This window comes from Arthrobacter sp. UYCu723 (genome assembly GCF_054059215.1).
The window spans coordinates 177,418-200,838 of record NZ_JBSSBW010000002.1 but is presented as its reverse complement, the minus strand read 5'-3'; the positions used below and the strand labels follow the sequence as shown (position 1 = coordinate 200,838).

The window sequence follows — 23,421 nt, the reverse complement described above, 5'->3', positions numbered from 1 at the left end:
ATTCAGCACTGGGCTACGCCACACCCGTGGAACACGAACGATTCCTCGCCACAAAAAAACCTCAGCCGGCACAAGCCGCCTGATCAACTGTCCACGATTTGCGGGCAACCCCATTTGTCGATCACGATAATATGGCTGCCGCTGTTCAGCGGGTCCGGCGTGGTCCTGGATCAAACCGGGCGGACACAGCGGTCCTGAACCAGGTTGACATACTCAGTCCGCGGAAGGCTGGTGATCGAAGTTGAACTCTTGAGGTCTTTGTGGGCCGGGAACCTCGCGGCTTTGATCGGTGTCGCCGCTCCCGAGGCCTCATGTACGGAGACTTCACAGGAGAGGACTGCGGCCAGGTACTCTTCATCGACCAACCGGAGTCCCGGGCCTGCTCCCATCGCTGATTCGTCAGCGCCCTGGCGAAGGGGTTGGAGGAAACGACAGCATCCGGGCTTCGATGAACCCCGAGGACGCCGAGGTCATCATCAGCACCTGCGGCGTGTCGCGCTGCCCCTCACTGACGGGCAGCGGCTCATGCGGGACCAGAGATCGCACCGGACCTGGAACCCGGCTCATGGACCAGGCCGTCAGTCAGCCAGGGTCATGCGGCGCATATCCAGGCCGGATCACGGCGACCTTCGCCCGGAACAAAGACGCGGAACCAGACCAGCCACCCGCCCCGTCCGCGTCGCGGCCGGCATCGTCGGCGTCTTCACCAACAACTCCCGCACCCTGGGAGCACACATCAAAACTCGACACACCCGCTGCCCGCCGGTACTTCGGCGCCCGATCAACCGTTCCGCGGGAAACACCCACGATCCTGACGATCTACCGCGTCGAGTGCTTACCCGTCGAAAACAGGTGGCGTATGTCCGCCCAGCTTCCGCAATGGACGCTGGCCCTATTTTCGATTGGCGTCAACACGTTTGCCTCAAGCACCCAGCGAGGGGGTCCTTGTAACGGCTAATGAGGCTGGAGATAAATGTCAGGGCTCAGATTTCGGAGTATCGGAACGAATGCGATTCCGCACCTTCGGGGTTGGGCCCGTAGATGGTGACCATCCGCGCGTAGACGGGTGCCCAGTATCTGCCCGTTCGTCCGGGGTTTACGCGGGCTGAATCTCCTGGCTTGAGGATAACGGTCTCTCCTCCACTCTCGATATGGAGTTCGCCTTCAAGCACGTAGTTCGTCTCGGTGTGGGGGTGAAAGTCCTCCCAGGCGCAAGCCTTCAATTCCCATTCAGAGAGAATGAAGTCGTCCCAAGGGCCTTCAGGATGGGAGTTAATGAACCTGCAGCGGAGGCCCTTCCACCGGTCCTTCATGGGAGCCAGTGCCTGCGCTGGCCAGAAATCGATCGCTTCCCCAGTCGTCAGTGTCGGGGGCTGAGGGGTGGTCGTGACCATTGTCTTTTCACCGTTTCTTCAGTGGGGGGAGTCTGCATTACGACGTGTGATGGATGTAAGTGACATCGCATCATCGTGATGCAGGTCACTGTGGTGTGTTCACTTTTCCATGGACCACTGTTCAAGTCAATCGTTCTGGACAGAGACTTGAATCTCTTTTGGGGCACTCAAGCAATAGTCTTTAGGAAGTGTCCCTGTCGGGCCGAAACGGGAGACTGGAGAGTGAGACATGCGGGTATCCGCCGAAGATCGAAAAGAACAGCTGATTGCAGCCACAGTCGAACTGATGCGTCGTGAGGGTGTCCAGTCCGTGACCATTCGGGCTATAGCCAAGGAGGCTAACGCTCCGTTGGCTACGGCTCATTATTGCTTCAGCAATAAAGAAGAGCTCATGGACGCGGCCGCCGAGGCCTGGTTCAAGAACCTGAGCCGCTTTTCCAGCGGCGCCCCGGTTCATTTGGGACTACGCAAAGCTGTGGAACAAGTGGCCGAAGGCTACTGGCGCGCACTGGAGGAAGAGCCTGCAAGCATCCTTTCCGAGATCGAACTGATTCTGTGGGCAACACGCAATGCCGCCGTCAGTCCGCTGGCGGCGAAAATCTATCCCGCCTATGAAGTGGAACTGGGAAATATATTCTCTTCCGCCGCCCAAAGCAACGGTGACCAGTGCCTCATAGACTTCCCCACGCTGGTGAGGCTCTTTCTCATGATTTACGACGGGGCCGCCATTCAATACATGACCGACCCGAAGGCTACCGATCACCATGCCCAGTTCTTCATGATGATTGATGCGCTTCTCCTCAAAGCCGGCGTCTGAGCTCCACACCCAACGCTTACGGAACTGGTTGACTTTTTGCGCGCATTTTGAACCCCGCATCAGTCTCCTGATAAGGAAGGGTGCCGCTCCATAAGCCGGAAGGGCCGCAACGCCGGGGAAACAGCCGCTGCCCACGGGCCGAGGTCCTCATCTCCAAACTCCATGCCTACCAGCTTCCGCGACTCGCCGCGCGTTTTCCCACGCCGATATTGGACCTCGCCGGCGATGGCTGCTCAGGACTGTGCGTAGGGGCGGGAGTTGTCCCAGCGTGTGAACCTCGTTGGGATCTCCCCAGCAAGCCGGACCGGCGAGGCCCATAGGCATAACAGACAACAGACTTTGAACGTCACCGAGTCGCGGAACAGGGGCCGCCAGCGCTTGGTCCGGACAAGTAGGGCTAAGGAGCGTTACTGTCGGCGACCGCGACATCTCGAAGAGCGTGGCCACCGGCTTCCAGTCCGGCACGGACACGCAAACCGGTTACAACCGGATGCGCGCCCGCGTAGCCTGAGGAGCTCAAGCAGCACTTCGGCCCCGAGTTCCTGAACCGTGTTCACGACGTTGTGGTCTTCCCCCAGCTGACCCACCACGAGATCATCGAGATCGTGGACAGTTCGCCGGACGGCTGGAGAAGCGACTGGCGGACAAGGACATGGGCATCGAGCTCACGACCGCGGCCAAGGTACGCCGGGCAACCTGCGGCTACGACCCCGCGATGGGTGCCCGGCCATGTCGTTCCCGTTAAACTGGCGGGCTGGGAGAACGCACCGTGTTGATCTGCGGGGCGGGCATCGGCGGCCCCACCCTGGCGTACTGGCTGGCCCGCCACGGGTTCCAGCCGACGGTGGTCGAACGCGCCCAGGCACTGCGCTCCAGCGGCAGCCCGGTCGACGTTCATGGCGCGGCCACCGAGGTGGCCCGGCGGATGGGCATCCTGCCGCGCCTGCACGAGGCCGCAACCAACGCGCCGGGCCTGACTTTCGTGACCGCATCCGGGCGTCGGGTCGGCCCGCTGCGGCTCGGCCGGCCCCGGGGCGATGACGTCGGGATACCCCGTGCCGACCTCGCGGCGATCCTTTGCGAGGCCGGCCGGGACGAGGCCGAGTTCCTGTTCGGGGACTCGATCACCGCCCTGCGGGCGGATGACGGCGGCGTCGATGTCACCTTCAAGCGGGCGGCCCCACGCCGGTTCGGCCTCTACATCGCCACGCTATCGCTCGGTAGACCCGCAGCCGACCCCGGAACGGTGCTCATGTACAACCAGCCGGGCCTGTCGCTAACCATCCATCCGGTACGCGGAACCGCCGGGGCCGGCTTCATCTTCCGCGGCCCACCCGGCCTGGACTATCGAGACACCCGGACCCAGCAACGGATCGTTCTCGACGCCTACACCGCGCACGACTGGCCCGTTCCCGAGCTACCCGACCTGCCCGAGCAGGTCCTCACCGCCAAAGACTTATATTTCGACTCCGTCAGCCAGGTCCGGCTGTCGAGCTGGTCCCGGGGGCGGGTGACGCTACTGGGGGACGCCGCCTCCTGCGTTTCGTTGTTCGGCGACGGGTCCAGCCTCGCCATGACCGGTGCCACCACCCTGGCCGAAGCCATGGCCGCTACCCCCGACGACCCCACCACGGCGCTGCATGGATACGAAGCCCGCCACCGTAAGCTGGCCAGTGCGCGGCAGCGCGGCCATAATCTGGCCGCCGCGCAGCTCGTCCCGGCGACCCGCACGGGCCTCATTGCCCGCAACCTCACCGCCGGGTTACTCCCGGACTGCGGATCGCACCCCCAGTCGGACCGTCGTCTAGGTGTATTGTCCACGGACGTTAGGAACGCTCGGCGTGGTTAGGTGACAAAAACAAGACCTCCGAATGGAGTGGGGCTTGTCTAAGAGTCCGATCCACAAGGAGGTCTTCAATGTCCCATGCTAATGCGATCCTCACGCCGAAGGGCAGGCTCCGGCTGGCCCGGTGCGTCCTGGAGGACGGGTGGCCGCTGCACCGGGCGGCTTGACGGTTTCAGGTATCGGTGACGACGGCGGCGCGGTGGGCGGCCCGCTACCGGTCCCTGGGTGAGTCCGGGATGCAGGATGTGTCGAGCAGGCCCGCCAGCTCCCCGCGGCGGACGCCAGCGCGGCGGGAGCGGCGGATTATCGCGATCCGGGTCAATCGCCGGTGGGGGCCGGCGCGGATCGGCTTTCTGCTTGGCCTGCATCCGTCTACGGCGCGCCGGGTCCTGTCCAGGTACGGGCTGGCCATGCTGTCCTGGCTGGACCGGGCCACGGGCCGGGTGATCCGCCGCTACGAGCACCACAGCCCCGGCGACCTGATCCACGTCGACATCAAGAAACTCGGACGCATCCCCCGGACGGCGGCGGCCACCGCAGCAGAGGAAGGGCCGCCGGTAACCGGAATAAGACCGGCGCGGCGGCGAACCGGCGACCGGGCTACGCCTTCCTGCACAACGCCGTCGATGACCACTCCCGCCTGGCCTACACCGAGATCCTGGCCGATGAGAAGAAGGAAACCGCCGCCGGGTTCTGGGAACGCGCCAACGCGTATTTCAAATCCTGCGGGATCACCGTCCAGAGGGTCTTGACGGACAATGGATCCTGCTACCGCTCCCACGCATTCAAAGTTGCCTTGGAGCAAATATCAAGCACAAACGCACCCGCCCGTATCGTCCGCAGACCAACGGCAAAGTTGAGCGCTACAACCGCACCATGCTCGATGAATGGGCATACGCGAAACCCTATGCATCAGAAAGCGAGCGTGTTACCGCTTTCCCGGTCTGGCTTCATCGCTACAATCATCACCGAGGCCACACTTCACTCAAAGGTCAACCACCAGCCAGCCGTGTCACTAACCTCTCAGGTCAATACACCTAGGGATGCTGTCCTGTTCTGGATGTGACGTGGAGTGGGTGCGGCGGGTCATCTGGCGTGCCGCACCAGGTGTCAGCCGATAATGGGTCGTTCTTCGGGCAGTTGGTACAGGCGGGGCCGTGAGGACAGTGCGAGTGCGGAGGCGACGGTGATGGTCCCGATGCGCCCGGTGAACATGAGCGCCATGAGAACCCATTGGGCGCTCGGTGGCAGATCGTAGGTGATGCCGGTGCTCAGGCCTACGGTGGCGAAGGCCGAGATGGATTCGAAGAGAACTTTCTCGAGGCTGTGGTCGGTGAACATGAGCAGCAGCAGGGTGCCGGTGATGACCGCGGCGACGCCCAGGAGTGCCACGGACAGGGCCTGGCGCTGGGACGAGGAGCTGATGGAGCGGTGGGCGATGGTGACCTGGTCCCGGCCGCGGATTTCGTTCCAGATCGCGAAGCCCAGGACGAGGAAGGTGGTGATCTTGATGCCGCCGGCGGTTCCGGCGCTGCCGCCGCCGATGAACATCAGGATGTTGGTGACCATCAGGGTTTCGGGTGCGGCGGCGCCGTAGTCGATGCTGTTGAACCCTGCGGTGCGGGGGAAGACACTGCCTGCAAGCGTGGCCAGGAGTTTCCCGGGGAATGACAGCGGGGCCAGGGTCTGCTCTCTGTTCCATTCGAAAGCTGCGAAGAGCGCGGCGCCGGCGGCCAGCAGAAACAGGGTGCCGTAGATTGTCAGGCGCAGGTGGACCGTCCAGTCTTTCATCCTGACCCCGCCCCTGAGCAGGGTGATGAGCACGGGAAAGCCGAGTCCGCCGGCGATGATGGCTGCGCAGATGGGGATGATGATCCACGGGTCATCGGCAACGCTGATGAGGTTGTCGCTGTAGAGGGCGAAGCCGGCGTTGTTGAACGCTGAGACGGCGTGGAAGGCCCCGTGCCAGAGCGCGGTGGCCGGGTTCTCGTCGTAGGCAATCCAGAAGCGGACGGTAAGGATGACGGCGGTGGCGGCTTCGAACAGGACCATGATGCGGGCAACACGGAACAGGACGGAGCGGACGTCTCCGAAGTTCAGGGTGTGGGTTTCGGATTGTGCGACAAGTTGGCCGCGCAGGCCGATGGTCTTCCTGACCAGGAGCGCCAGCAGTGTTGCCAGGGTCATGATGCCGAATCCTCCGACTTGGATGAGTCCGAGAATCACCCCCTGGCCGAAGGGTGTCCAGAACGTGGCGGTGTCTACGGTAATCAGGCCGGTGACGCATACGGCCGAAACGGCTGTGAACAGGGCTGGCAGCAGGGGGTCAGCGCCGGTTGCGGTGCGTGCGGCCGGCAGCATCAGCAACCCGGCGCCGAGGAGTATCACGGCAAGAAACGCCAGCGGCACGGAGCGGACCGGATGCAGCAGCGCCCGTCTGACACGGTCTCCCGTGTACCGGAGCCCGGAGAGATCCGGGAACCTGCCGTTGACACCTGCGTTGCGGGTTTTCGGGTCCCTTTGGGTCTTGCCGTCGGGTTTCATTCGGTGGTCTCTTCGGCTTCGGCGGCGACGTTGCGGATGCCGCGGGGTTTTCCGGCCTTGACCCATGCACGGTAGAGGACGGCGGCGATGGCCAGGGCGGCCGCCAGGCTGACGATGGGCAGGCCGCGGGAGAGGTTGGCGATAAGGGTGAAGGCCACGACCGCCGCGCCTGCGAGGTTCATGATGAGGTAGCCGCGGCGGTGGTCGCGGTAGGAGAATACGGCCATGGAGAGCAGCCCGGCCAGGAAGCTGAGGAAAACGGAGACGGCGTAAAAGAGCACCAGTTCCTGGTCTCGTCCGCCTGCGGCGGCGGTGACGAGCCCGGCCAGAACGATGAACAGCACCACACCCCAGTAGGGGGTGTGGTGGGTGTTCGTGCGGCCCAGAGCCGGGGTGAGGATCCCGATGGTGTGTCCTTTCGCGTTGGTGTGGCGGGCGAGGGCCTTGAGCAGACCCGGCCCGGCCTGGAATGAGGAGCTCGCGGCCGAGAGCAGCAGCAGGGCGGTGACGAGCTGAAAGGCGGCGAAGACGGGGCCGGGAGCGGCCAGCCGGGCCAGTTCGGCGATCTGCGTGCTGTCCTGGGGAGGGATACCGATTTGCAGATGGGCCGCTTCAAGGGTCAGGCCCAGGGTGATGGCTCCCACGATGGCCAGTGTGAGCCAGAGGGTGACCCGGCCGAACCGGCTCCGGCCGGTGTTGTCCAGCTGGCCCAGCTGGGCGATCGCAGAGGATGGCGCTTCAACGCCTGTGGCCAGGGCCATGGCCACCGGGAAGGCCAGGACCACGGCGATGACCGGTGGATGCACTGGAGTATCGGTAATGGTGCCGACTGGCTGGGGGGAGGCCCCGAGCCCGTAGAGCAGGACGATGGCGGTGACGATGATGAACGCCACTGTCATCGCGGCGAAGACCAGCCGTCCCAGATGACCGAACCACGTCGCGGCTCCGACCAGGACAACCAGGGCCAGGGCGAGCAGCAGCCGCCAGGGCGCCAGCACCGGAAAGTAGGCGATGGCCGCGGAGGCCCCGGCCGAGACGCTGATGGCAATGGTCAGGACGAAATCGACCACCAGGGCACCGATCGGAATGAAGGACCACCGGTCCCCGAACGCCTCACCGGTCGCCGCCGCGGCACCGCCGCCCTGCGGGTAGCGGATGATCAGCTGACGGTAATTCACGATCACGAGGGCGATGATCGCCACAACGAGGGTCATCGTTGGGACGAGCAGCGCCAGGTCACCGTTTAGTGCCCGCAGGGCTGCTTCGATGGCGTATGCGACGGAGGAGACGGGGTCGGCCATGACCGCGAAGGCAAAGGCGAGCAACAGAGCCGTCCGGGAACGGAGGGCCCCGGCCAGGCCGCGGCCCGGTTCGACCTTCTCAGGTGCCGCCATCGGCTGGTCCTTTCCTTTGTGATGAGCCCACACTCATCTGTTCCATGTCTTCCACCTACTGCTCAGGGGTCCTCCGTCAATCGTTTAAAGGGCAGGAATCATCCGTCGTGCACTCTGGGTCGTTTGCTGGCATCGGGTTCAGCGGCGGCCAACAACTCCCGGGTGATCCGGGCGGTCTTGCCTTCGCGCCGGATCCGGAACGGCAGGAGGCTGAGAAGGCGGTGGTCGCCGGATCTGGTGAAGTAGAGGTGAGGCAAGAGGCCTGTCACGTCCCGGATGTGCAGGAGCACGGCGGCGATGGTGTCCGGCGCCGCAGGGCCGCGGGCTTCCAGGACCCGGTGAAGAGGCAAGAGGCCTGTCACGTCCCGGATGTGCAGGAGCACGGCGGTATTGCAGGCAGCCTTTAGCTGGGAGGACGCGCACCTACACAGGTTCAGCACAGACGATCCCTTCGCGCCGCTGCGGCCGGTCGACGGCGAAGTCCCGGAGGTCCTGCAGTGGCTGCCAGAGCAGGAATGTGAAGAACCGGGGGACAAACCCGAGGAGGATTGCTCCCTTGATCAGCTGCTCACGCTGGGTTCAGGCGCAGCGTTCTACGAATACGAATTTGGTGACAGCTGGCTTCACCGGCTCGAGCTGGTTTCCCGCCGGCCCGCGGGCCCAGACAGTCCGCATGCCCGACTGATCGACGGTACCAGGCGCGGCCCACTCGAAGACTCCGGAGGATGCCCCGGCTACGAAGAGATTATGGACGCCTTGGCCGACCCGGCTCATCCTAACCACGCCGAACACTTCACAGTTGGTACCGGGGCCTCCCGCGTTACGCAACGGAAGGCCCCGGGGTCTGCTGCGCTCAGTCCGTCTCAGGTCCGGTGCAGAAGAAGCACTCCCCGGCCTCGTGGCTAGAGTCGCAAGTCTTTTCCAGAAGGATGGATCGCACGCTGGATACGGCCGGGAAGCTCAAGGCACCCTGTGATGCTTGTAGGCGATCGATTGCCAGGGTCATGACATCGCGGCAAACATCATGGCCATGACGGCGGCGCCGAGAGCTTCCAGCCCGTGTTCTGCACGGATGGAACGACGCGAAGCCGCCGCATCGCGGCAAGTGGTTTTCGTTGCGCGAAGACGCACTACCAAAAGAATGAAAACCACCGCTGCAGCGCCGAATAATACTGTCAGCAAAATCGCCAGGCTGGGTGAGTGATCAAAGGTTGCTGAAGCCGTGCTCGGGGCTGCAGGAGCCAGCGAGTGATGGGCGTGCGGCATTTGCATTCCAGCCGCCGGAACGTGGCCGGTGGTAGCCATGCCCATCATGGCAATCATGACCGCAGCGCCGGCCATGCTGAGGCTATGATAGAGGCATTTCAGCCGGCCTTCGCTCCTCGCGCAGAGCGTTTTGAATTCCGGCCGGGCGACGGCCTGTATGACAAACCACAGCGCCGCGCCTGCGAGGACCGCGATCTGAGCCAGCATGGTTGATGGGACGAGGTTCCACAACATGGCAGCCATAAGAACGTTCATGAGGGCATGGAGGCTTTTGTTGATCTGGTCCGTGCGCTGCGGGGACTTTATGGCTTGCAGGAAGTGGTAGCTCCCGCTAAGCAACAGAACGGCCGTGAGGGCCAAGGTAATTGCGGGGATATTGAACACTCGGATCACGCTCTCACTACTGGGGTTATGGGTAAGTGCAGGACGGTCCCCGGTGCTGTGGCCACAGCACCGGGGACCGCCTGTTTACGGTTGTTCCCTGTCCAGCTCTATTCGTCAGCTTTGGTGGCTCACTTTTCCGTGGTGCAGCATGTTTCGGTGTTGGTTGTGGGTTCGTTGATGTTGGTGGGGAGGTTGAGGGTTGGGTTTTGGTTGAAGAAGCCGTGGGGTTCGAGCATGAAGCCGATGTTTTGGCGGGGCATGATGGGCCAGTCTTCGAGGCGGACGACGTGGTGCATGCCGAAGGTGTACCAGACTACGAGGTCCTGGTCGACGATGTTCCGGTCTGCTTGGGTCCAGATGTGCAGGCCGTCGTCGGCGCCGGTGGCCTGGTTGGGGAATTCGCCGGCGGCGAAACGTTCGGTGCGGTCGTAAGCGGTGACCCAGAGGTTGTTGCGGGCGAATTGTGCTCGTTTGCTGACGAAGGACTCGTCGCCGGCGGCCAGGGTGATGGCGTTGGTGGGGATGAGGCGGTAGGCGACTGGTTCGTCCACGAGGTTCCTGCTGTCGCGGTTGGCGATTTTCCAGAAGCGGTGCTTGTCGTGGTCTGCCTTGCGGATTGCTGCCTGTTCGGTTTCGAGCAGCCGGTCCACGGCCTTGAACGCGGTGTGGGTGGGGTTGTGCTCGGGGATTTCCATGTCCACTTCGTAGACGACGTTCTTCGGGCCGTCGATTTCGAAGTCCATGCGGACGTTGAACATGTGCTGGTGGATGGGTCCGTAGAGTCCGTCGTTGTTCAGCGTCTGACCGTACGGGGTTTTCTCGCCGGGCTTCTGGCCGGCTGTGGAGAGGATGCCGGTGGCTTTGACGAGGAACTCGATGCTGCCGTCGAGGAAGAGGTGCCAGTAGAAGGCGTATTCGTAGTTCGCGACGGTGGCGATGAAGGAGATCACGAGTTTGCGGCTGCGCCGGGTTTCGGCGGTGCCCTCGCGGAAGTCGAAGTGCTTCCAGAGGATGGAGTCGTCTTCCTCGTGCATGCAGATGGCGTTCTCGATGGTCCACGGGTTGCCGTGGCTGTCGGTGGTGATGCCATCGAAGTACTTGATTTCGCCCAGGCAGTCGCAGCCGAGGGTGAGGGAGTTGGCCATGTTGCCGATGTTGTATTCGCCCGAATCGAAGGCGTTCTTCTTTGCCTGGACGGGGGCGGTGTCACCATAGGGGACGACCATTTCGGACAGTGATGCCCGGTTGATCACCGGACGCTCCACGCCCTGGTCCTGGAAGCGGAGCTGGTGAAGGACCAGGCCTTCGCGGGGGGTGAAACCGACGCGGAAGGACCAGTCGGCCCACCGGACGTGGTTTCCGGTGACCGTGAAGGACGCGCCTTCGGGCTGGGTGATGGAGATGGGCTTGAGGTCGGTGCGGGCCGGTCCGACGTACTTGGGCAGGTAGTTGCCGCTGGCGCTGGGGACGGGGATGGCCTGGTCGTCCTCGACCTTGACGACCTCGCCGGAGTTCAGGTCAACGATGACGATGAAGTTCTCAATCGGGTGTGCGTACGGGCTGTCGTCGGCTTCCTCGCGGACGAAGACGAGGGCGCGCATCAGGCGCCGGCCCTCGTTGTCTTCACCGAAGTAGCCCACGGACCACGGTTCGAAGCAGACCAGGCCCATGTCGGTGATGCCCCGCTTGGCCAGGGCCGCCCGGACTTCAAGGTTTTTGCGGCAGCTCTCTTCACCCTCTGCAAACTCGTCCAGCATGAAGGGCGGCTGAACGCCGGAGGCCAGCTGCTTCCACGCCGTGACGATGCCCGACTCAAGGTCGATGATCGCTTCGTAGGACCGTCCCTCGGCACGGTTGACCAGGACCGCGTCAGCCTCGCGCACAGTCGTGGCGCCGCTCCGCAGCAGTTCCTTCTCCGGTTCGCGAAGTTCAACGCTGATGAAGCGGAACGATTCCGCCGCGGCCGGGCCATCCTTCAAGATGGAAGCCGCCCGGGAAATCTCGGCGCGGGACAACGGATCCAGAGGATGCGCTACCCCTACTACAGTTTCGGTTTCAGTGTTGAGAGTCATGCTTTTCTCCTTGGTTCTTTCTTAAGGATGAGGATCGCGAATGGCCTGGTAGGCGAGTTGCCCCGTGATGTGAGTGGTGTTGGCGAGTGCGAGGCAGACCACTCATGTGCTTGAAACTTGCCTAGAGGATGCAGCGCCTGGACTTCCTAGTGGAGCTCTACACTGAACTCCGCTGGCGTGACTCGGGACACGTGTTCCTCGTTGAAGTCAAACTACGTGAAATAAATCATTTAGTCTAGCTTTTTTTATGGATATTCTTGTATTGCTCGACTTATGTCGCGCTGCCGGTGTTTAGCGAGCCAGCAGCCAATCGGATGCGGCTTTGCGGAAGCGGATGATGCCTTTGTATTCGGCCATGTCGTCGGGCAGTTCGGCCAGCACATGGCCCATCTTTTCCCGCCATGCAGGTACCCGGGCAATGTCGGTGAGGGGCAGGAGGTGGGTCCGGACCAGGAACAGCAGGGCACCGGAGTGTGGGAGGCGGATCAGGTGCTGCACTTCCACCCGCAGGTGGAGCTTCTCCGGCATGGCAGGGTCGTCGGCTATGGTGCTCCGGTCCGGGCCCCATTCAGGGTAGGTTTCCGTGGATGTGTCCATACGCCGGCCTATGGTCATCGTCCAGTTGGTCCGCCGAAATTGTTCCCCGGGCTGCAGGCGCAGCAGGAACTGCTCAGCCCGGCTGATGATGCGTTCTTCCTTCACCCGCGGGACGGGATGATGGATTTCCATGAAGTTCATGCCGACATCGAAACCGAATGACCAGTCGGCGGCGAAGGTAACGAGACCGGCATCCAGCCACAACGTATCTTCACGAACGTCAAGAAGAATTATGTCGTCCTGGACCTGGCTGCCGAGGAACCGCAGTGGCCCCTCAGGCAGTGAACTGTCGTCGCCGACGACGAATTCCACCTCGAGATTCTGCAGACCGTTACGCCAACGGCAGATACTTCCTTCCCGGTGGAAAGACATCGTATCCGGGTAATCTTCCGCCATGGAGGAGAGCAAGGTGGTGAGGGCGTCCCACACTGCCGGTCGCATGTGGGGGAGGACATTCACGCGGGAAGGGTCGCGGTTCAGCACGTTGGCGCGCTCGGCCAGTTCCTCGAGGTAGTGTTCGTCGATGTCCACCAGGTTGGCTCCCCAGGCGCCGGCTTCTGTCGGTGCCGTCTTGGTGGCCGGCTCGACGTTGGCGCTATAGCGGTAGGTGTCAGAGGCAAAAGGAAAGGGAAAGCGCCTGATCCGTTCCGGAAGAAGGGCGGCGTCAGGGTCAATTTCGATGATCGTGCTACTCAAAGGTCCAACTCCAATTCTGGGTCGTTGCTACGCGAAACGCAGCACATCATTGTGGTGTTCGCGGCTTTTTCCTGGTCGGATAAGTAAAGATCCCGGTGCTGAGGTGCGCCGCGAAGTACCGGCAGGACGCATTCGCCGCAGATGCCTTTGCGGCACATATTGGGGATGTTCTTCCCTGCAGTTCCGAGTGTCTCCAGCAACGAAACGCCGGCCGGAACTTCCAAACGAACGCCACTGCGTGCCAGATGCACCGTAAAAGGTTCGCCCTCGTCCAGTTCTGCCGCGCCAAAGGCTTCGGAATGGAGCCGGGCCGATGACCAGCCATGGCTCCGTGCCTCGTTCAGGACCGCATCCATGAAGGCGACCGGGCCGCAGACGTAGAGGTGGGTTCCGAGGGGCTGCGTTGTGAGCGCTTCCGCCAGAACATTTTGGAAACTGTCCCGGTCAATGCACTCGATCAAAGCGGTCAACCCCGGGCCCAACAGTTCCCGCGCTTCCGCCACATGGGCTCCCGCGCCCGGCCTGTGCACGTAAATAATGGATGCTGTGGTGCCCCGTTCGGTCGCGGCCCGGGCATGCGAAAGAATCGGCGTGATTCCGATTCCTGCCGCAACAAGCAGATGATGCGTCGCTGTTAATGCGGGGGCGAAGGCACTTCGGGGGCGCGAAACATGAACACGGTCACCGACGCAGAGCCGGTGCATGGCCATGGAGCCGCCCGCGCCTTCTTCGACCCGCAGAACAGAGATGTTGTATTCGGACGGTGCGTTGCCTGAACCTGTGAGCGAGTATGCATTGACGCCGCTCCCGTATTGGACAACCAGGTGGCTCCCCGGGACATAGGAGGGCAACCTTCCACCTTCTTGAGCAGCCAACGTGATGCTGATAATCGATTCCGTCTGAAGACTGACGTTTGTCACCTCCAGATGGAGACCTCCTTCCACCGCCGGGTGGACACTGGTCTGGAGCGCCGCCACTGTCATGATGCCTCCTCGGCATGGGCTGAGTAGCCCAGGTATGCGCCTCTTCGTCGGGAAAAGTGATCTGCGATGGTCAAGGTGGTGGCGCATCCTTGACACTTCACCTCGGGGCCGGCTGCCCCATCAATGGTGGTGGTAAGGCAATGCGGGCAATAAACAACCCGGGGTCCGGTTTCCTGGGACAGGAGTGTTACCTCCTCGCCCAGAAGTCCGCAGTCCGCGGCGGCTGCGGCGGCTGCACGGATATCTGGCGCGGGGCCTGCGAGTACAAGACGGGCGCCTACACGGGAACTTCTGAACACAGCCTTGAGTTCCGAGAGGGTGTCGGCGGTTGCCGCTTCGAAATGGAGATTGTACCGGGGCTGGCCATCGGTGTCTGGAACTGCGGTGTCACCCGTGGATCCGAAAGATACACAGATGACACCGCGGAAACCAGGTTCCAGGCCGTTGCCGGCTGCTGGCGGCATGGACGCGGAACGCATGGTCGGTCCTTAGGGAGCGAAGGTGCGGTCGCCGGCGAAGAACCCCAGGCCATACTCAGGGGTCTCGAACTTGACGGTGGTGCCCTTGGGGAAGAACAGCACATCGCGTTCCTTCGCGTGCGTGACTTCTCCTGTGGTCTGGTCCGTGAGGATGAATTCACCCTTGATGACGACCTTCATTTCGTCGTAGGTGTACGTGTACACCAACGGCTCCGAAGCCTTCAGCTCGAAGAAGCCGGCACACATGACCGACCCCTCGGGGTTGTGGAGGGAGTCGCCGATCGCAGCGACCGTCCCGGGCTCGTTCATCGGCGGCAGTCCGATAAAGCCGTTTTCTACTTTGTGGATGGAACCGGCCTTGCTGAGTGTTCCTACGAGTGTGGTTTCCATGGTCTCTCCTATGAATAGTGTTGTGACAGATTGTCAGGACCGTTGATCTTTTGGTGCGTTGCGACGGGGCTGACTATCAACCCTCGCCGCCTGAGGCTCGGGGAGGAACGCGTTCTGTACGCCGGCCGGGCTCTGCTCCGAGTTGTTCTGGTGTGATATGAGTCACGCTCTCGTCCCATCTGCAAAGCTACGGGACTTAATTCATCTAGTCCAGCCCTTTTTAGATAATTACGGCCTGGGATTTAGTTTTTATTTTCCTCGAGCACTCTTGCCAGGCAGGGAACCGCCGTGAAATAAGCGCAGAGTCCAATCCAGTCGGTGGCCTGGGCTGCCAACAATGCGAAGTCCGCGACAACCCGCGGTGAGTCAGGAGCGGTGCAGGCGGTCCTTTCCCGCCTGCCAATCCCCAGCTGCCGGCTCCGTCATCTGGGATTTGGTACCCTTTCAAGATCTCCGGCGTCGTGGTCTGAAGAGTGGGCTGTGGCTGCTTTGGCGTTTGCGCGCCTTGTTTCGTGCTGGGAGTAGAACCAGATGGGTATGTAGAGCGACAGGACGATGAAGCCAACCCAGGTTGAGGCCCAGCCGATTTCGAGGCTGTTCAGGTAGACCACGCCGATCAGAAACAGCGGCAGATTGATCAGGCCAAAGATTATGGCGACATTTTTCCAGCCCTTGGGTGCTTTGAAGGGCCGTTCCAGGTCAGCGAAGGCCGGGTGCCTTTTAGCTTTGACATAGGCGAACAGGCTGATGCCGTTGGCACAGGTGTAACCAATCGCGGAGGCGGCAAGAATTGCCGCGGGGGTTCCCATGGAAATCAGCACCAGGTTGAAGGCTCCGATGACCAGCATGGCAACAAACGGGGTTCCGTGGCGGTTCGTTTTGCCGAAGACCTTGGGAAGGTTGCCTTCCGTCGACATGGAGTGCATGGCGCGGGACGAACCCAGGTAAGCCGTCTGGATGATCAGGATCATGGCGGCGATCAACATGATGATGGTGATCATGGTACCGGCTTCGCCAAAGACAGCCTGGGCGACCGGGATCAGGGGCGACACAGGTTCGGCCAGAACACCGTCAACGCCAAGCACACCGATCACGGCAGATTGCACGAGGACGAACGAGAAGAAGCAGATGATGCCGCAGGCGAACAGCGCTTTGGGGACGTCCTTGGACGGGTTTTTGTATTCAGGGCCGTAGATGGCTGCCGTTTCCCAGGCACAGGCACTCCACTGTGCGATCGCAAAGATGCCAAAGAGAATCAGGATATGGTGCATATCCCAGGCCCAGTCAGCCGGCAACCAGCTGCCGGTGATATTGGACAGCTCAACTTTTCCGGTAGCAAAAGGCGCCACGGCCAGGATAACCAGCGGTATCAAAGCAACAGCGGCCAGTATGTAACCCAGGATGGCGCCGTCCTTGAGGCCGAACCAGTTAACCACGATCAATCCGGTGAAAATGACCAGACCCGAGATCAACGCGAGCTGATACTCGGTAAACATCTCGCCCAGCACCGGAAACAACCCGTGCAGGTATCCGCCGACCAGGATGGAAAAGATCGCCAGTACCGGGTTCCAAGCAAACCAGTAGCTCCAGGCGCTGAAGCCGCCGATCAGCTTGCCCTTGTCGTACTTGCCCTTGTAGTTTTCGGTGCGAAATATATGCTGCGCAAACCCAGGCAGACCAGAGGCCTTGGGAAAGGTGGTGGCCATTTCGGCGTACGCAGTGCTCTGCATGAAACCCTGAAGGACCGACAATCCCCAGACAGGAATTGCTGCGGCCGCCATCCACAGCGGGAGATAGCCCAAAGAGGGCAGAACCAGCAAGGGCACCCCCAACGCAATGGCCAAACCCTGCTTCCAATCGATCGACCTTTCGAGGTGATCGGTGCCGTCTAAACGATTTTCACTCATAAAATCTCCCTAAAACTACTCAAGTCGTCTCTGACTTCTTCGTTATGGAACTCGGTTTTGGATCTTCCAGTGGCAGTTAAAAACCGCATCTGACGCGGTATCTAGTACCGCGGCGTCAGTCAGCAGCGCGACCTTGCCACTGCGTGAATGTCCGGACGGCGGACTGGCAAGCAGAACGAGGCAGGCGCCGATTCGCGGAGGAGTAAAGCCAAACCTGCTATGCCGACAGTGCGCCAAGGGGTCGCTCGCAAAGACACCTTTAAGGGTTGAACTCTCGTGACGCAGACGAGGGTGTTGTCCGAGCCGGGGGATGTTCTTCCTCTGGTGCCGAAGGACTGGTCACTGTTCCGCGGTACCGCATGTGAAGCAGGTCACTCACAGAGGTTACATCTTAAAAGCTCTATTGCGATAGCTTTTATTCGCCAAAAATTTAGTGCTCGTTGCCGCCAACCTTGCTGGGGGCTTGGGGGAGCTCCCGGACTAGGCCGTGTAAATCAGGAAAAGCCCCAGGTGGGGGACGTCCAAGGCCACCCTCTCCTGGTTGGGGTAGCCGGACTTAATACGCTCACCAACGAGGTATAATCCGGAGTTGCCTAGAATGACGCGGTCACTGGCGTTGACGAGGGCCGCATCTCCGGGAATGGCGCGCAGGGTGGGCATGATGAGGGGTTCCAGGTCCTTGATCCGGATGTCGCAAGCAGCTACGCCAGTGAAACGCCCATGGACGGAAAGCGGAGCCGCAATTGTGAGGATGTATTCCTCGAAGCCGAGGAAGTCCACATAGGGCCCCCAAAGGCTCTGCTTACCAGTGGAAGCGGCGGTGGAGAAGAACGGCAGCTTCTCATAGTCGTAATAGCGGTTGCTGCCTGGAGTCATGTCGAGGTCGAGCTTGCCGATGGTGCCGTATTCCTTGCGGGCCCACCAGTCCAAAGCCGGCACGCCCTCCTCGATGGTGTCCACGGCGAAGAAGGTCCCGGCCCCGGCTGCATAACTGTTCTTCGTCAGGAACTCCCGAGGATATTCGTCCAATCCCTTTAGGGCAGCCCTGTCGGCCTTGGACTTGCCGGCCAGATTTCGTTCAAGGAGGAAGGAAACGTCGCTGGAGAGTTTGTTGACCTCCGTGCAGACGCCGCTCAGCCAGGAAGATAGGGCAGAGGCAGCATGTACGACTTCAGCGGTGGGCTTCATTGACCATCCTGGTTTGATTGGGCGTAGCCGAGGGTCAGTTTCTTGTCGATCAGGTGGAAAATGTTCCGCCTGATGTGCTCCAGGACGAGGTTCTGGGCTTTCTCGGGCTGGTCCCGGGCGACTGCCCGGACCAGTTCCAAGTGTTCAGCGGTTGCCTGCTCGGGGTCAAATGCCACCGTGAGGGGAGTCCAAAGCTGCTGAACTGTTTCTTCCTGAAGCCGGATCTCGGCATTAGCAAGCCTTGGTGACTGGGCGGCTATCGCCATCTCGATGTGGAAGCGGCTGTCGGCAGGTGCACGCAGTTCGGGGGTATCGGCCAGTACCAATGCCCGGGCAAGTTCCTGCAGCCGCTCGCAGTCGTGTGCTTCGGCACGCTCACAGGCCAGGCGGACGGTGGTGGATGCGATAGCGGAATGTTCGTCTCCGATATCACGGATTTCGGAAATGGACGTCGAGAGGAACCAGTCCCGGATAGCGTCAGTCTGGGTACGAGGCTGGCTGACAACGAAAGTTCCCCCGCTGCGGCCCCTGCGGGTCTCGACAACGCCACTCTCGCGCAGTTCCCCTAACGCTTCGCGAAGAGTAGCCCCGCCAACCCCAAACATTTCCGAGAGCGCAGCTTCCGGGGGCAAGCGTTCACCTACTTTGAGCAGCCCGAGCCCGATGGCCTTGGTAATCCTGTCCACGATCGCATCGGCCCTCTCGATTTCCGGCAGGGACCGATATATCTGGGACTGGAATGAGGACGGCGAGGCCAAAAGTCTGCGCTCCGGGAAATGGGCTACGGGGTGGTCACTAACAAGCAAGTCCGGACAGCACCGACAGGACTCAGCTCGTTGTACAGAGTCTATGCAATAAATCCAACAAAACTGCGGCTTTCCGGCACTACTCACCGGGCTCCGCGCCAGCACCAATCCTAAAGTGTAGTTAGAACCGTCAGAAAACAGTGTTACCCCTGCCCGTTCGCTTCGGGAGTATGGATATCAACCAGAAAGCGTCGTTCGGCTGCTACCGGCCAACGACCGAATAGAAGGGGAAAACATCGTGACTACGACAGCAAGTGCAGTTCGTACCGGGTACAGCAGCACAGATGACATTGTCCGGAATCTCTCTCTTGTCAGGGACGAGATCGCGGACACAGCGGCCAAGATCGACGAGCAGCAGATTGCGGACCTGGCCCGCCACCTTACCCAACCAGGCCGCGTGTTCGTCGCAGGAGCCGGCCGGAGCGGCCTGGTACTGCGGATGTCCGCCATGAGGCTGATGCACCTGGGCCTGAACGTCCACATCGCCGGTGACACCACCACTCCCGCAATCGCTTCCGGCGACCTGCTCCTGGTGGCCTCGGGATCGGGAACGACCTCGGGGGTAGTCAAGTCAGCCGAAACAGCGGCTAAGGCGGGTGCACGGGTTGCCGCGTTCACCACGAACGCGAGTTCACCGCTTGCCGGCCTCGCCGACGCGCTGGTAATCATTCCCGCGGCCCAGAAGACCGACCACGGCTCCAGCGTTTCCCGCCAGTACTCGGGGTCACTTTTCGAGCAGGTACTTTTCCTCGCCACGGAAGCCCTCTTCCAGTCGCTGTGGGACAACACGGATGTACCTGCCGAAGAGCTCTGGCTCAGGCACGCAAACCTCGAATAACCGGGGCCCAAATTTCACCCACCGCAGTATCCACTCAATTTTCAACACCCACCGCAGTTCCCAACAGAAGGAAAACAACACCATGAAACTCCAAGTTGCTATGGACGTCCTGACCACTGAAGCCGCCCTCGAACTCGCCGGCCAGGTTGCCGAATTCGTTGACATCATCGAACTCGGCACCCCCTTGATCAAGGCTGCCGGCCTCTCCGCCGTCACCGCCGTCAAGAACGCCCACCCGGACAAGATCGTCTTCGCTGACATGAAGACCATGGACGCCGGAGAACTCGAAGCCGACATCGCTTTCAAGGCCGGTGCCGACCTGGTCACCGTGCTCGGCACCGCCGACGACTCCACCATCGCCGGCGCCGTCAAGGCTGCCAAGGCCCACAACAAGGGCATCGTCGTTGACCTCATCGGCGTGGCAGACAAGGTCACCCGCGCCAAGGAAGCCCGCGCCCTGGGTGCCAAGTTCGTAGAGATGCACGCCGGTCTCGACGAGCAGGCCCTGCCCGGCTTCGACCTGACCGGGCTGCTCCGCGCCGGAGCAGAAGCGCGCGTTCCGTTCTCCGTCGCAGGCGGCGTGAAGCTCGCCACCATCGAAGCAGTCCAGAAGGCCGGCGCTGACGTAGCCGTCGTCGGAGGCGGCATCTACAGCGCGGCCGACCCGGCACTGGCAGCCAAGCAGCTCCGCGCTGCCATCGTCTAACCATCCGAATGACGGCGGCGTCCCCGAGCCCGTAAAGCTGCGGGACGCCACCTCCGGGCTGCAGGACCCTGTGACTTCTGGGGGCCTGCGGCCGCGGAAAATCTTACCTGTACTGCCCGCGGAGACATGTCACCGCGGGCAGTACCGTTCAGTGCTGAATCCGATTCCAGGAACACAACACCCCCATGACGTGGGGTTGGCGCATGGGCGCACTTAAACCCATGGGAAGGAACATCATGCGTAGTCAGGCCGCACACAATTTAGAAGTAGTTGTTACCGAGCCAAGCCGTCTTTACGAGTTGCTCGACGATGCCGAGGCCACCCTCCGGCAGGTAGCCAGGCCCCACTGCTATGCCGGCATTCTGGTCACCCGCCATACTCCCAGCCGTTACACCCTCGCCCTCAGCGACACCGTTCCCTACGGTGAGACCCGCGAGCAGATCCTCTCCTAACCGCCGGTCCGCGGCCGCACTACCCTGTCGAAAGTTAGAAGCCACCATGTCACTCACCTACGTTGATTCAAGTGCGAGGCCCGGACGCAAGCCCGGGGTCAATCCGCTCCGGGATCCGCGGGACCGTCGGTTGTCCCGGATCGCCGGTCCGTCCTCGTTGGTGCTCTTTGGGGTGACGGGGGATCTTGCCCGGAAGAAGCTCATGCCGGCCGTGTATGACCTCGCGAACCGGGGGTTGTTGCCGCCGAGTTTCGCGCTGGTGGGTTTCGGCCGCCGTCCGTGGGAGCACGAGGAGTTCGCCGCCGAGGTGAAGGCCTCGGTGAAGGCGTTCGCGCGGACGCCGTTTGATGAGGCGGTGTGGAACCAGCTCGCTGAGGGTATCCGCTTTGTCCAGGGCGAGTTCGGCGACGATGACTCCTTTGAACGGGTGGGGGACACAATCGCTGAGCTCGATGAGCAGCGCGGAACGCGGGGTAACCACGCGTTCTACCTCTCGATCCCGCCCAAGGCGTTCGAGCAGGTCTGCCGCCAGCTCTCCAAGCATGGCCTCGCGCAGGCTGACGGGGACAAGTGGCGGCGGGTGGTGATCGAGAAGCCGTTCGGGCACGACCTGGAGTCGGCCCGGGCGCTGAACGACATTGTCGAGTCGGTGTTCCCGCCGGACGCGGTGTTCCGGATCGACCATTACCTGGGCAAGGAAACGGTCCAGAACATCCTGGCGCTGCGTTTCGCGAACCAGCTGTTCGAACCGCTGTGGAACGCGAACTACGTGGACCACGTCCAGATCACCATGGCCGAGGACATCGGCACGGGCGGCCGCGCCGGGTACTACGACGGTGTGGGCGCTGCCCGGGACGTCATCCAGAACCACCTGCTGCAGCTGCTGGCGCTGACCGCGATGGAGGAGCCCATTTCCTTCAACGCCGATGACCTGCGCGCGGAGAAGGAAAAGGTCCTGGCCGCGGTCAAACTCCCGGAGGACCTGTCCACCCACTCGGCCCGCGGGCAGTTCGCCGGCGGGTGGCAGGGCGGGGAACAGGTCCAGGGCTACCTGGAGGAAGACGGTATCCCCGCCGATTCGACGACGGAAACGTTCGCCGCGATCCGGGTGGACATCCACACCCGCCGCTGGGCCGGGGTGCCGTTCTACCTCCGCGCCGGCAAGCGGCTGGGCCGCCGGGTGACCGAGATCGCGGTGGTGTTCAAACGCGCCCCGAACCTGCTGTTCCGTGACCATGGCGAGGATGACTTCGGGCAGAACGCCGTGGTCATCCGGGTCCAGCCCGATGAGGGCGCGACCATCCGGTTCGGGTCCAAGGTCCCGGGCACGCAGATGGAAGTCCGCGACGTGACCATGGACTTCGGCTACGGGCACTCCTTCACCGAGTCCAGTCCCGAAGCCTACGAGCGGCTCATCCTCGATGTGCTCCTCGGCGAGCCGCCGCTGTTCCCCCGGCACGCCGAAGTGGAACTGTCCTGGAAGATCCTGGACCCCTTTGAAGATTACTGGGCCGGGTTGAAAGAGCAGCCGGAGCCCTACGCTCCTGGCAGCTGGGGCCCTGCCTCGGCGGACGAACTGCTGGCCCGCGACGGACGAACCTGGAGAAGGCCATGATTGTCGATTTGCCGGACACCACCACCTCGAAGATTTCCAAGAAGATCACCTCCCTGCGCGAGCAGGGCGGCGTGATCGCCTTGGGCCGGGTCCTGACCCTCGTGGTGGTCACCCGGTCCGGGCTCGAGGAAGAAGCGATCGAGGCGGCCAACGAGGCCAGCCGCGAACACCCCTGCCGGATCATCGTCCTGGCCGACGCCGGGGCCACCGCCCCGAACCGGCTTGACGCGCAGATCCGGGTGGGCGGTGACGCCGGCGCGTCCGAGGTCATCGTGCTCCGCGGCTACGGCGAGCTCGCCCACGAAAGCGAATCCCTGGTCGCGGCCCTGCTGCTGCCGGACGCCCCGATCGTGGCCTGGTGGCCACACGGGGCGCCGGAGAACGCCTGCGAAACCTCCGTCGGCCGGATCGCGCACCGCCGGATCACCGATTCCGCCAACGAAACCGACCCCCAGCTGGCGCTCGAAAACATCCGCAACACCTACAAAGCCGGCGACACCGACCTCGCCTGGACCCGGCTCACCAACTGGCGGATCCAGCTCGCGGCCGTCCTGGACCAGGTGGACTCCTCCCCCGTCACCGCCGTGGCAGTCGAAGGCGCCTCCGACTCCCCGTCCACCATCCTGCTCGCCGCCTGGCTGACCCTGGCCTTGGACGCGCCCGTGACCATCGTCGCGGATCCCGCGGGCACGGGCATCCGCCGTGTCCGTCTCACCCGCCCCGGCGGCGACGTGCAGCTCTTCCGCCCGGGACTGTCCGTCGCGGAACTCACCCAGCCCGGACAGCCCGCCCAACGCATCTCGCTGCCACGCCGCAGCCTCAAAGACTGCCTCGCCGAAGAACTCCGCCGCCTCGACCCCGACGAAGTCTTCGGCGATACGGTTCGTAGTCTTGGTACTCCCAGAGTGCACCAGGGAACCCACGTGACGTTCACTTGCAGCGGGGAACCAGAACGCAACGAAGACGCTTTGACACTGATCACCGTCTAGAGAAAGAGGACCTGGAACCCCCACGCGTCAGTTAGATTGGCACCTGGCGCCGATTCAC

At 62.4% G+C, this 23,421-nt stretch carries 21 protein-coding genes and 2 pseudogenes; 10 read left to right on the top strand and 13 right to left on the bottom strand.

Features of this window, described 5'->3' with window-relative positions; genetic code table 11:
• Positions 1 to 983: 983 nt before the first annotated feature.
• The gene (locus ACVWZ8_RS23170; RefSeq protein WP_456506147.1) at positions 984 to 1,394 is read right to left on the bottom strand and encodes a cupin domain-containing protein; all 411 of its coding nucleotides are present in this window, start codon (positions 1,392 to 1,394) and stop codon (positions 984 to 986) included.
• 229 nt (positions 1,395 to 1,623) lie between these two features.
• Here ACVWZ8_RS23170 and ACVWZ8_RS23165 point away from each other — a divergent pair, with 229 nt between their 5' ends.
• The 4 genes and pseudogenes from ACVWZ8_RS23165 (at position 1,624) to ACVWZ8_RS23150 (ending at position 5,098) form a co-directional block, all read left to right on the top strand.
• Positions 1,624 to 2,211 (top strand): TetR/AcrR family transcriptional regulator, encoded by a 588-nt coding sequence (locus ACVWZ8_RS23165; protein WP_456506146.1) that lies wholly within the window; start codon positions 1,624 to 1,626, stop codon positions 2,209 to 2,211.
• Positions 2,212 to 2,626: 415 nt separating this feature from the next.
• Positions 2,627 to 2,947: pseudogene (locus tag ACVWZ8_RS23160) on the top strand (NDP-hexose 4-ketoreductase); the annotation flags it as partial.
• A gap of 33 nt (positions 2,948 to 2,980) precedes the next feature.
• Positions 2,981 to 4,060 (top strand): FAD-dependent monooxygenase, encoded by a 1,080-nt coding sequence (locus tag ACVWZ8_RS23155; protein ID WP_456506145.1) that lies wholly within the window; start codon positions 2,981 to 2,983, stop codon positions 4,058 to 4,060.
• Between the two features lie 68 nt (positions 4,061 to 4,128).
• A pseudogene (locus tag ACVWZ8_RS23150) lies at positions 4,129 to 5,098 on the top strand (IS481 family transposase).
• A 69-nt stretch (positions 5,099 to 5,167) separates the two neighbouring features.
• Here ACVWZ8_RS23150 and ACVWZ8_RS23145 read toward each other — a convergent pair.
• The 3 genes from ACVWZ8_RS23145 to ACVWZ8_RS23135 all read right to left on the bottom strand — a co-directional run bounded on the left by ACVWZ8_RS23145 (position 5,168) and on the right by ACVWZ8_RS23135 (position 8,378).
• Entirely contained in the window at positions 5,168 to 6,601 is a 1,434-nt protein-coding gene (locus ACVWZ8_RS23145) for a TrkH family potassium uptake protein (protein WP_456506144.1), read from the bottom strand.
• Positions 6,598 to 7,995, bottom strand: a complete 1,398-nt coding sequence (locus ACVWZ8_RS23140) for a hypothetical protein (protein ID WP_456506143.1) — start codon at positions 7,993 to 7,995, stop codon at positions 6,598 to 6,600. Before ACVWZ8_RS23140 ends, ACVWZ8_RS23145 begins: the two co-directional genes overlap by 4 nt.
• Positions 7,996 to 8,093: 98 nt before the next feature.
• Positions 8,094 to 8,378: a hypothetical protein gene (locus tag ACVWZ8_RS23135; protein ID WP_456506142.1), complete on the bottom strand. Its 285-nt coding sequence runs from the start codon at positions 8,376 to 8,378 to the stop codon at positions 8,094 to 8,096.
• Between ACVWZ8_RS23135 and ACVWZ8_RS23130 the strand changes: the two genes are divergently transcribed.
• A complete protein-coding gene (locus ACVWZ8_RS23130) occupies positions 8,365 to 8,901 on the top strand; it encodes a plasmid pRiA4b ORF-3 family protein (protein ID WP_456506141.1) in 537 nt (178 codons plus the stop codon). The two genes, ACVWZ8_RS23135 and ACVWZ8_RS23130, sit on opposite strands and share 14 nt — an antisense overlap.
• A gap of 96 nt (positions 8,902 to 8,997) precedes the next feature.
• Here ACVWZ8_RS23130 and ACVWZ8_RS23125 read toward each other — a convergent pair whose 3' ends face one another.
• From ACVWZ8_RS23125 to ACVWZ8_RS23085, 9 genes are all read right to left on the bottom strand, one after another.
• Positions 8,998 to 9,645: a DUF5134 domain-containing protein gene (locus tag ACVWZ8_RS23125; protein ID WP_456506140.1), complete on the bottom strand. Its 648-nt coding sequence runs from the start codon at positions 9,643 to 9,645 to the stop codon at positions 8,998 to 9,000.
• Between the two features lie 128 nt (positions 9,646 to 9,773).
• On the bottom strand, positions 9,774 to 11,717 hold the full coding sequence (locus tag ACVWZ8_RS23120; RefSeq protein WP_456506139.1) for a primary-amine oxidase: 1,944 nt from the start codon (positions 11,715 to 11,717) through the stop codon (positions 9,774 to 9,776).
• Between the two features lie 291 nt (positions 11,718 to 12,008).
• Positions 12,009 to 13,010 (bottom strand): heme-dependent oxidative N-demethylase family protein, encoded by a 1,002-nt coding sequence (locus ACVWZ8_RS23115; protein WP_456506138.1) that lies wholly within the window; start codon positions 13,008 to 13,010, stop codon positions 12,009 to 12,011.
• On the bottom strand, positions 13,007 to 13,993 hold the full coding sequence (locus ACVWZ8_RS23110) for a PDR/VanB family oxidoreductase (protein WP_456506137.1): 987 nt from the start codon (positions 13,991 to 13,993) through the stop codon (positions 13,007 to 13,009). Before ACVWZ8_RS23110 ends, ACVWZ8_RS23115 begins: the two co-directional genes overlap by 4 nt.
• Positions 13,990 to 14,457, bottom strand: a complete 468-nt coding sequence (locus ACVWZ8_RS23105) for a dimethylamine monooxygenase subunit DmmA family protein (RefSeq protein WP_456506157.1) — start codon at positions 14,455 to 14,457, stop codon at positions 13,990 to 13,992. Before ACVWZ8_RS23105 ends, ACVWZ8_RS23110 begins: the two co-directional genes overlap by 4 nt.
• A gap of 24 nt (positions 14,458 to 14,481) precedes the next feature.
• A complete protein-coding gene (locus ACVWZ8_RS23100; protein WP_354252924.1) occupies positions 14,482 to 14,862 on the bottom strand; it encodes a cupin domain-containing protein in 381 nt (126 codons plus the stop codon).
• 422 nt (positions 14,863 to 15,284) lie between these two features.
• Complete coding sequence (locus ACVWZ8_RS23095; protein WP_456506136.1) at positions 15,285 to 16,769, bottom strand: APC family permease; 1,485 nt, start codon at positions 16,767 to 16,769, stop codon at positions 15,285 to 15,287.
• 480 nt (positions 16,770 to 17,249) lie between these two features.
• The gene (locus ACVWZ8_RS23090; protein ID WP_456506135.1) at positions 17,250 to 17,957 is read right to left on the bottom strand and encodes a cache domain-containing protein; all 708 of its coding nucleotides are present in this window, start codon (positions 17,955 to 17,957) and stop codon (positions 17,250 to 17,252) included.
• Complete coding sequence (locus ACVWZ8_RS23085; RefSeq protein WP_456506134.1) at positions 17,954 to 18,643, bottom strand: FadR/GntR family transcriptional regulator; 690 nt, start codon at positions 18,641 to 18,643, stop codon at positions 17,954 to 17,956. Before ACVWZ8_RS23085 ends, ACVWZ8_RS23090 begins: the two co-directional genes overlap by 4 nt.
• A 358-nt stretch (positions 18,644 to 19,001) precedes the next feature.
• On the opposite strand from ACVWZ8_RS23085, the gene hxlB reads away from it, so the two are divergent.
• From hxlB to ACVWZ8_RS23060, 5 genes are all read left to right on the top strand, one after another.
• On the top strand, positions 19,002 to 19,601 hold the full coding sequence (hxlB, locus tag ACVWZ8_RS23080; RefSeq protein ID WP_456506133.1) for a 6-phospho-3-hexuloisomerase: 600 nt from the start codon (positions 19,002 to 19,004) through the stop codon (positions 19,599 to 19,601).
• 82 nt (positions 19,602 to 19,683) lie between these two features.
• Positions 19,684 to 20,307, top strand: a complete 624-nt coding sequence (gene hxlA / locus ACVWZ8_RS23075) for a 3-hexulose-6-phosphate synthase (protein WP_456506132.1) — start codon at positions 19,684 to 19,686, stop codon at positions 20,305 to 20,307.
• Positions 20,308 to 20,606: 299 nt separating this feature from the next.
• Positions 20,607 to 20,759 (top strand): hypothetical protein, encoded by a 153-nt coding sequence (locus tag ACVWZ8_RS23070; RefSeq protein ID WP_456506131.1) that lies wholly within the window; start codon positions 20,607 to 20,609, stop codon positions 20,757 to 20,759.
• Between the two features lie 46 nt (positions 20,760 to 20,805).
• Positions 20,806 to 22,374 (top strand): glucose-6-phosphate dehydrogenase, encoded by a 1,569-nt coding sequence (zwf, locus tag ACVWZ8_RS23065; protein ID WP_456506130.1) that lies wholly within the window; start codon positions 20,806 to 20,808, stop codon positions 22,372 to 22,374.
• Positions 22,371 to 23,363, top strand: a complete 993-nt coding sequence (locus tag ACVWZ8_RS23060; protein WP_456506129.1) for a glucose-6-phosphate dehydrogenase assembly protein OpcA — start codon at positions 22,371 to 22,373, stop codon at positions 23,361 to 23,363. The genes zwf and ACVWZ8_RS23060 overlap by 4 nt, the downstream gene beginning before the upstream one ends.
• Positions 23,364 to 23,421: the final 58 nt, after the last annotated feature.

Excerpts from the sequence above, each read along its gene's own strand:
- ACVWZ8_RS23170 (WP_456506147.1), bottom strand. The coding sequence starts at position 1,394 with ATGGTCACGACCACCCCTCAGCCCCCGACACTGACGACTGGGGAAGCG.
- ACVWZ8_RS23165 (WP_456506146.1), top strand. The coding sequence starts at position 1,624 with ATGCGGGTATCCGCCGAAGATCGAAAAGAACAGCTGATTGCAGCCACA.
- ACVWZ8_RS23145 (WP_456506144.1), bottom strand. The coding sequence starts at position 6,601 with ATGAAACCCGACGGCAAGACCCAAAGGGACCCGAAAACCCGCAACGCA.
- ACVWZ8_RS23140 (WP_456506143.1), bottom strand. The coding sequence starts at position 7,995 with ATGGCGGCACCTGAGAAGGTCGAACCGGGCCGCGGCCTGGCCGGGGCC.
- ACVWZ8_RS23130 (WP_456506141.1), top strand. The coding sequence starts at position 8,365 with ATGTGCAGGAGCACGGCGGTATTGCAGGCAGCCTTTAGCTGGGAGGAC.
- ACVWZ8_RS23120 (WP_456506139.1), bottom strand. The coding sequence starts at position 11,717 with ATGACTCTCAACACTGAAACCGAAACTGTAGTAGGGGTAGCGCATCCT.
- ACVWZ8_RS23110 (WP_456506137.1), bottom strand. The coding sequence starts at position 13,993 with ATGACAGTGGCGGCGCTCCAGACCAGTGTCCACCCGGCGGTGGAAGGA.
- ACVWZ8_RS23105 (WP_456506157.1), bottom strand. The coding sequence starts at position 14,457 with ATGCCGCCAGCAGCCGGCAACGGCCTGGAACCTGGTTTCCGCGGTGTC.
- ACVWZ8_RS23100 (WP_354252924.1), bottom strand. The coding sequence starts at position 14,862 with ATGGAAACCACACTCGTAGGAACACTCAGCAAGGCCGGTTCCATCCAC.
- ACVWZ8_RS23095 (WP_456506136.1), bottom strand. The coding sequence starts at position 16,769 with ATGAGTGAAAATCGTTTAGACGGCACCGATCACCTCGAAAGGTCGATC.
- ACVWZ8_RS23090 (WP_456506135.1), bottom strand. The coding sequence starts at position 17,957 with ATGAAGCCCACCGCTGAAGTCGTACATGCTGCCTCTGCCCTATCTTCC.
- hxlA (WP_456506132.1), top strand. The coding sequence starts at position 19,684 with ATGAAACTCCAAGTTGCTATGGACGTCCTGACCACTGAAGCCGCCCTC.
- zwf (WP_456506130.1), top strand. The coding sequence starts at position 20,806 with ATGTCACTCACCTACGTTGATTCAAGTGCGAGGCCCGGACGCAAGCCC.
- ACVWZ8_RS23060 (WP_456506129.1), top strand. The coding sequence starts at position 22,371 with ATGATTGTCGATTTGCCGGACACCACCACCTCGAAGATTTCCAAGAAG.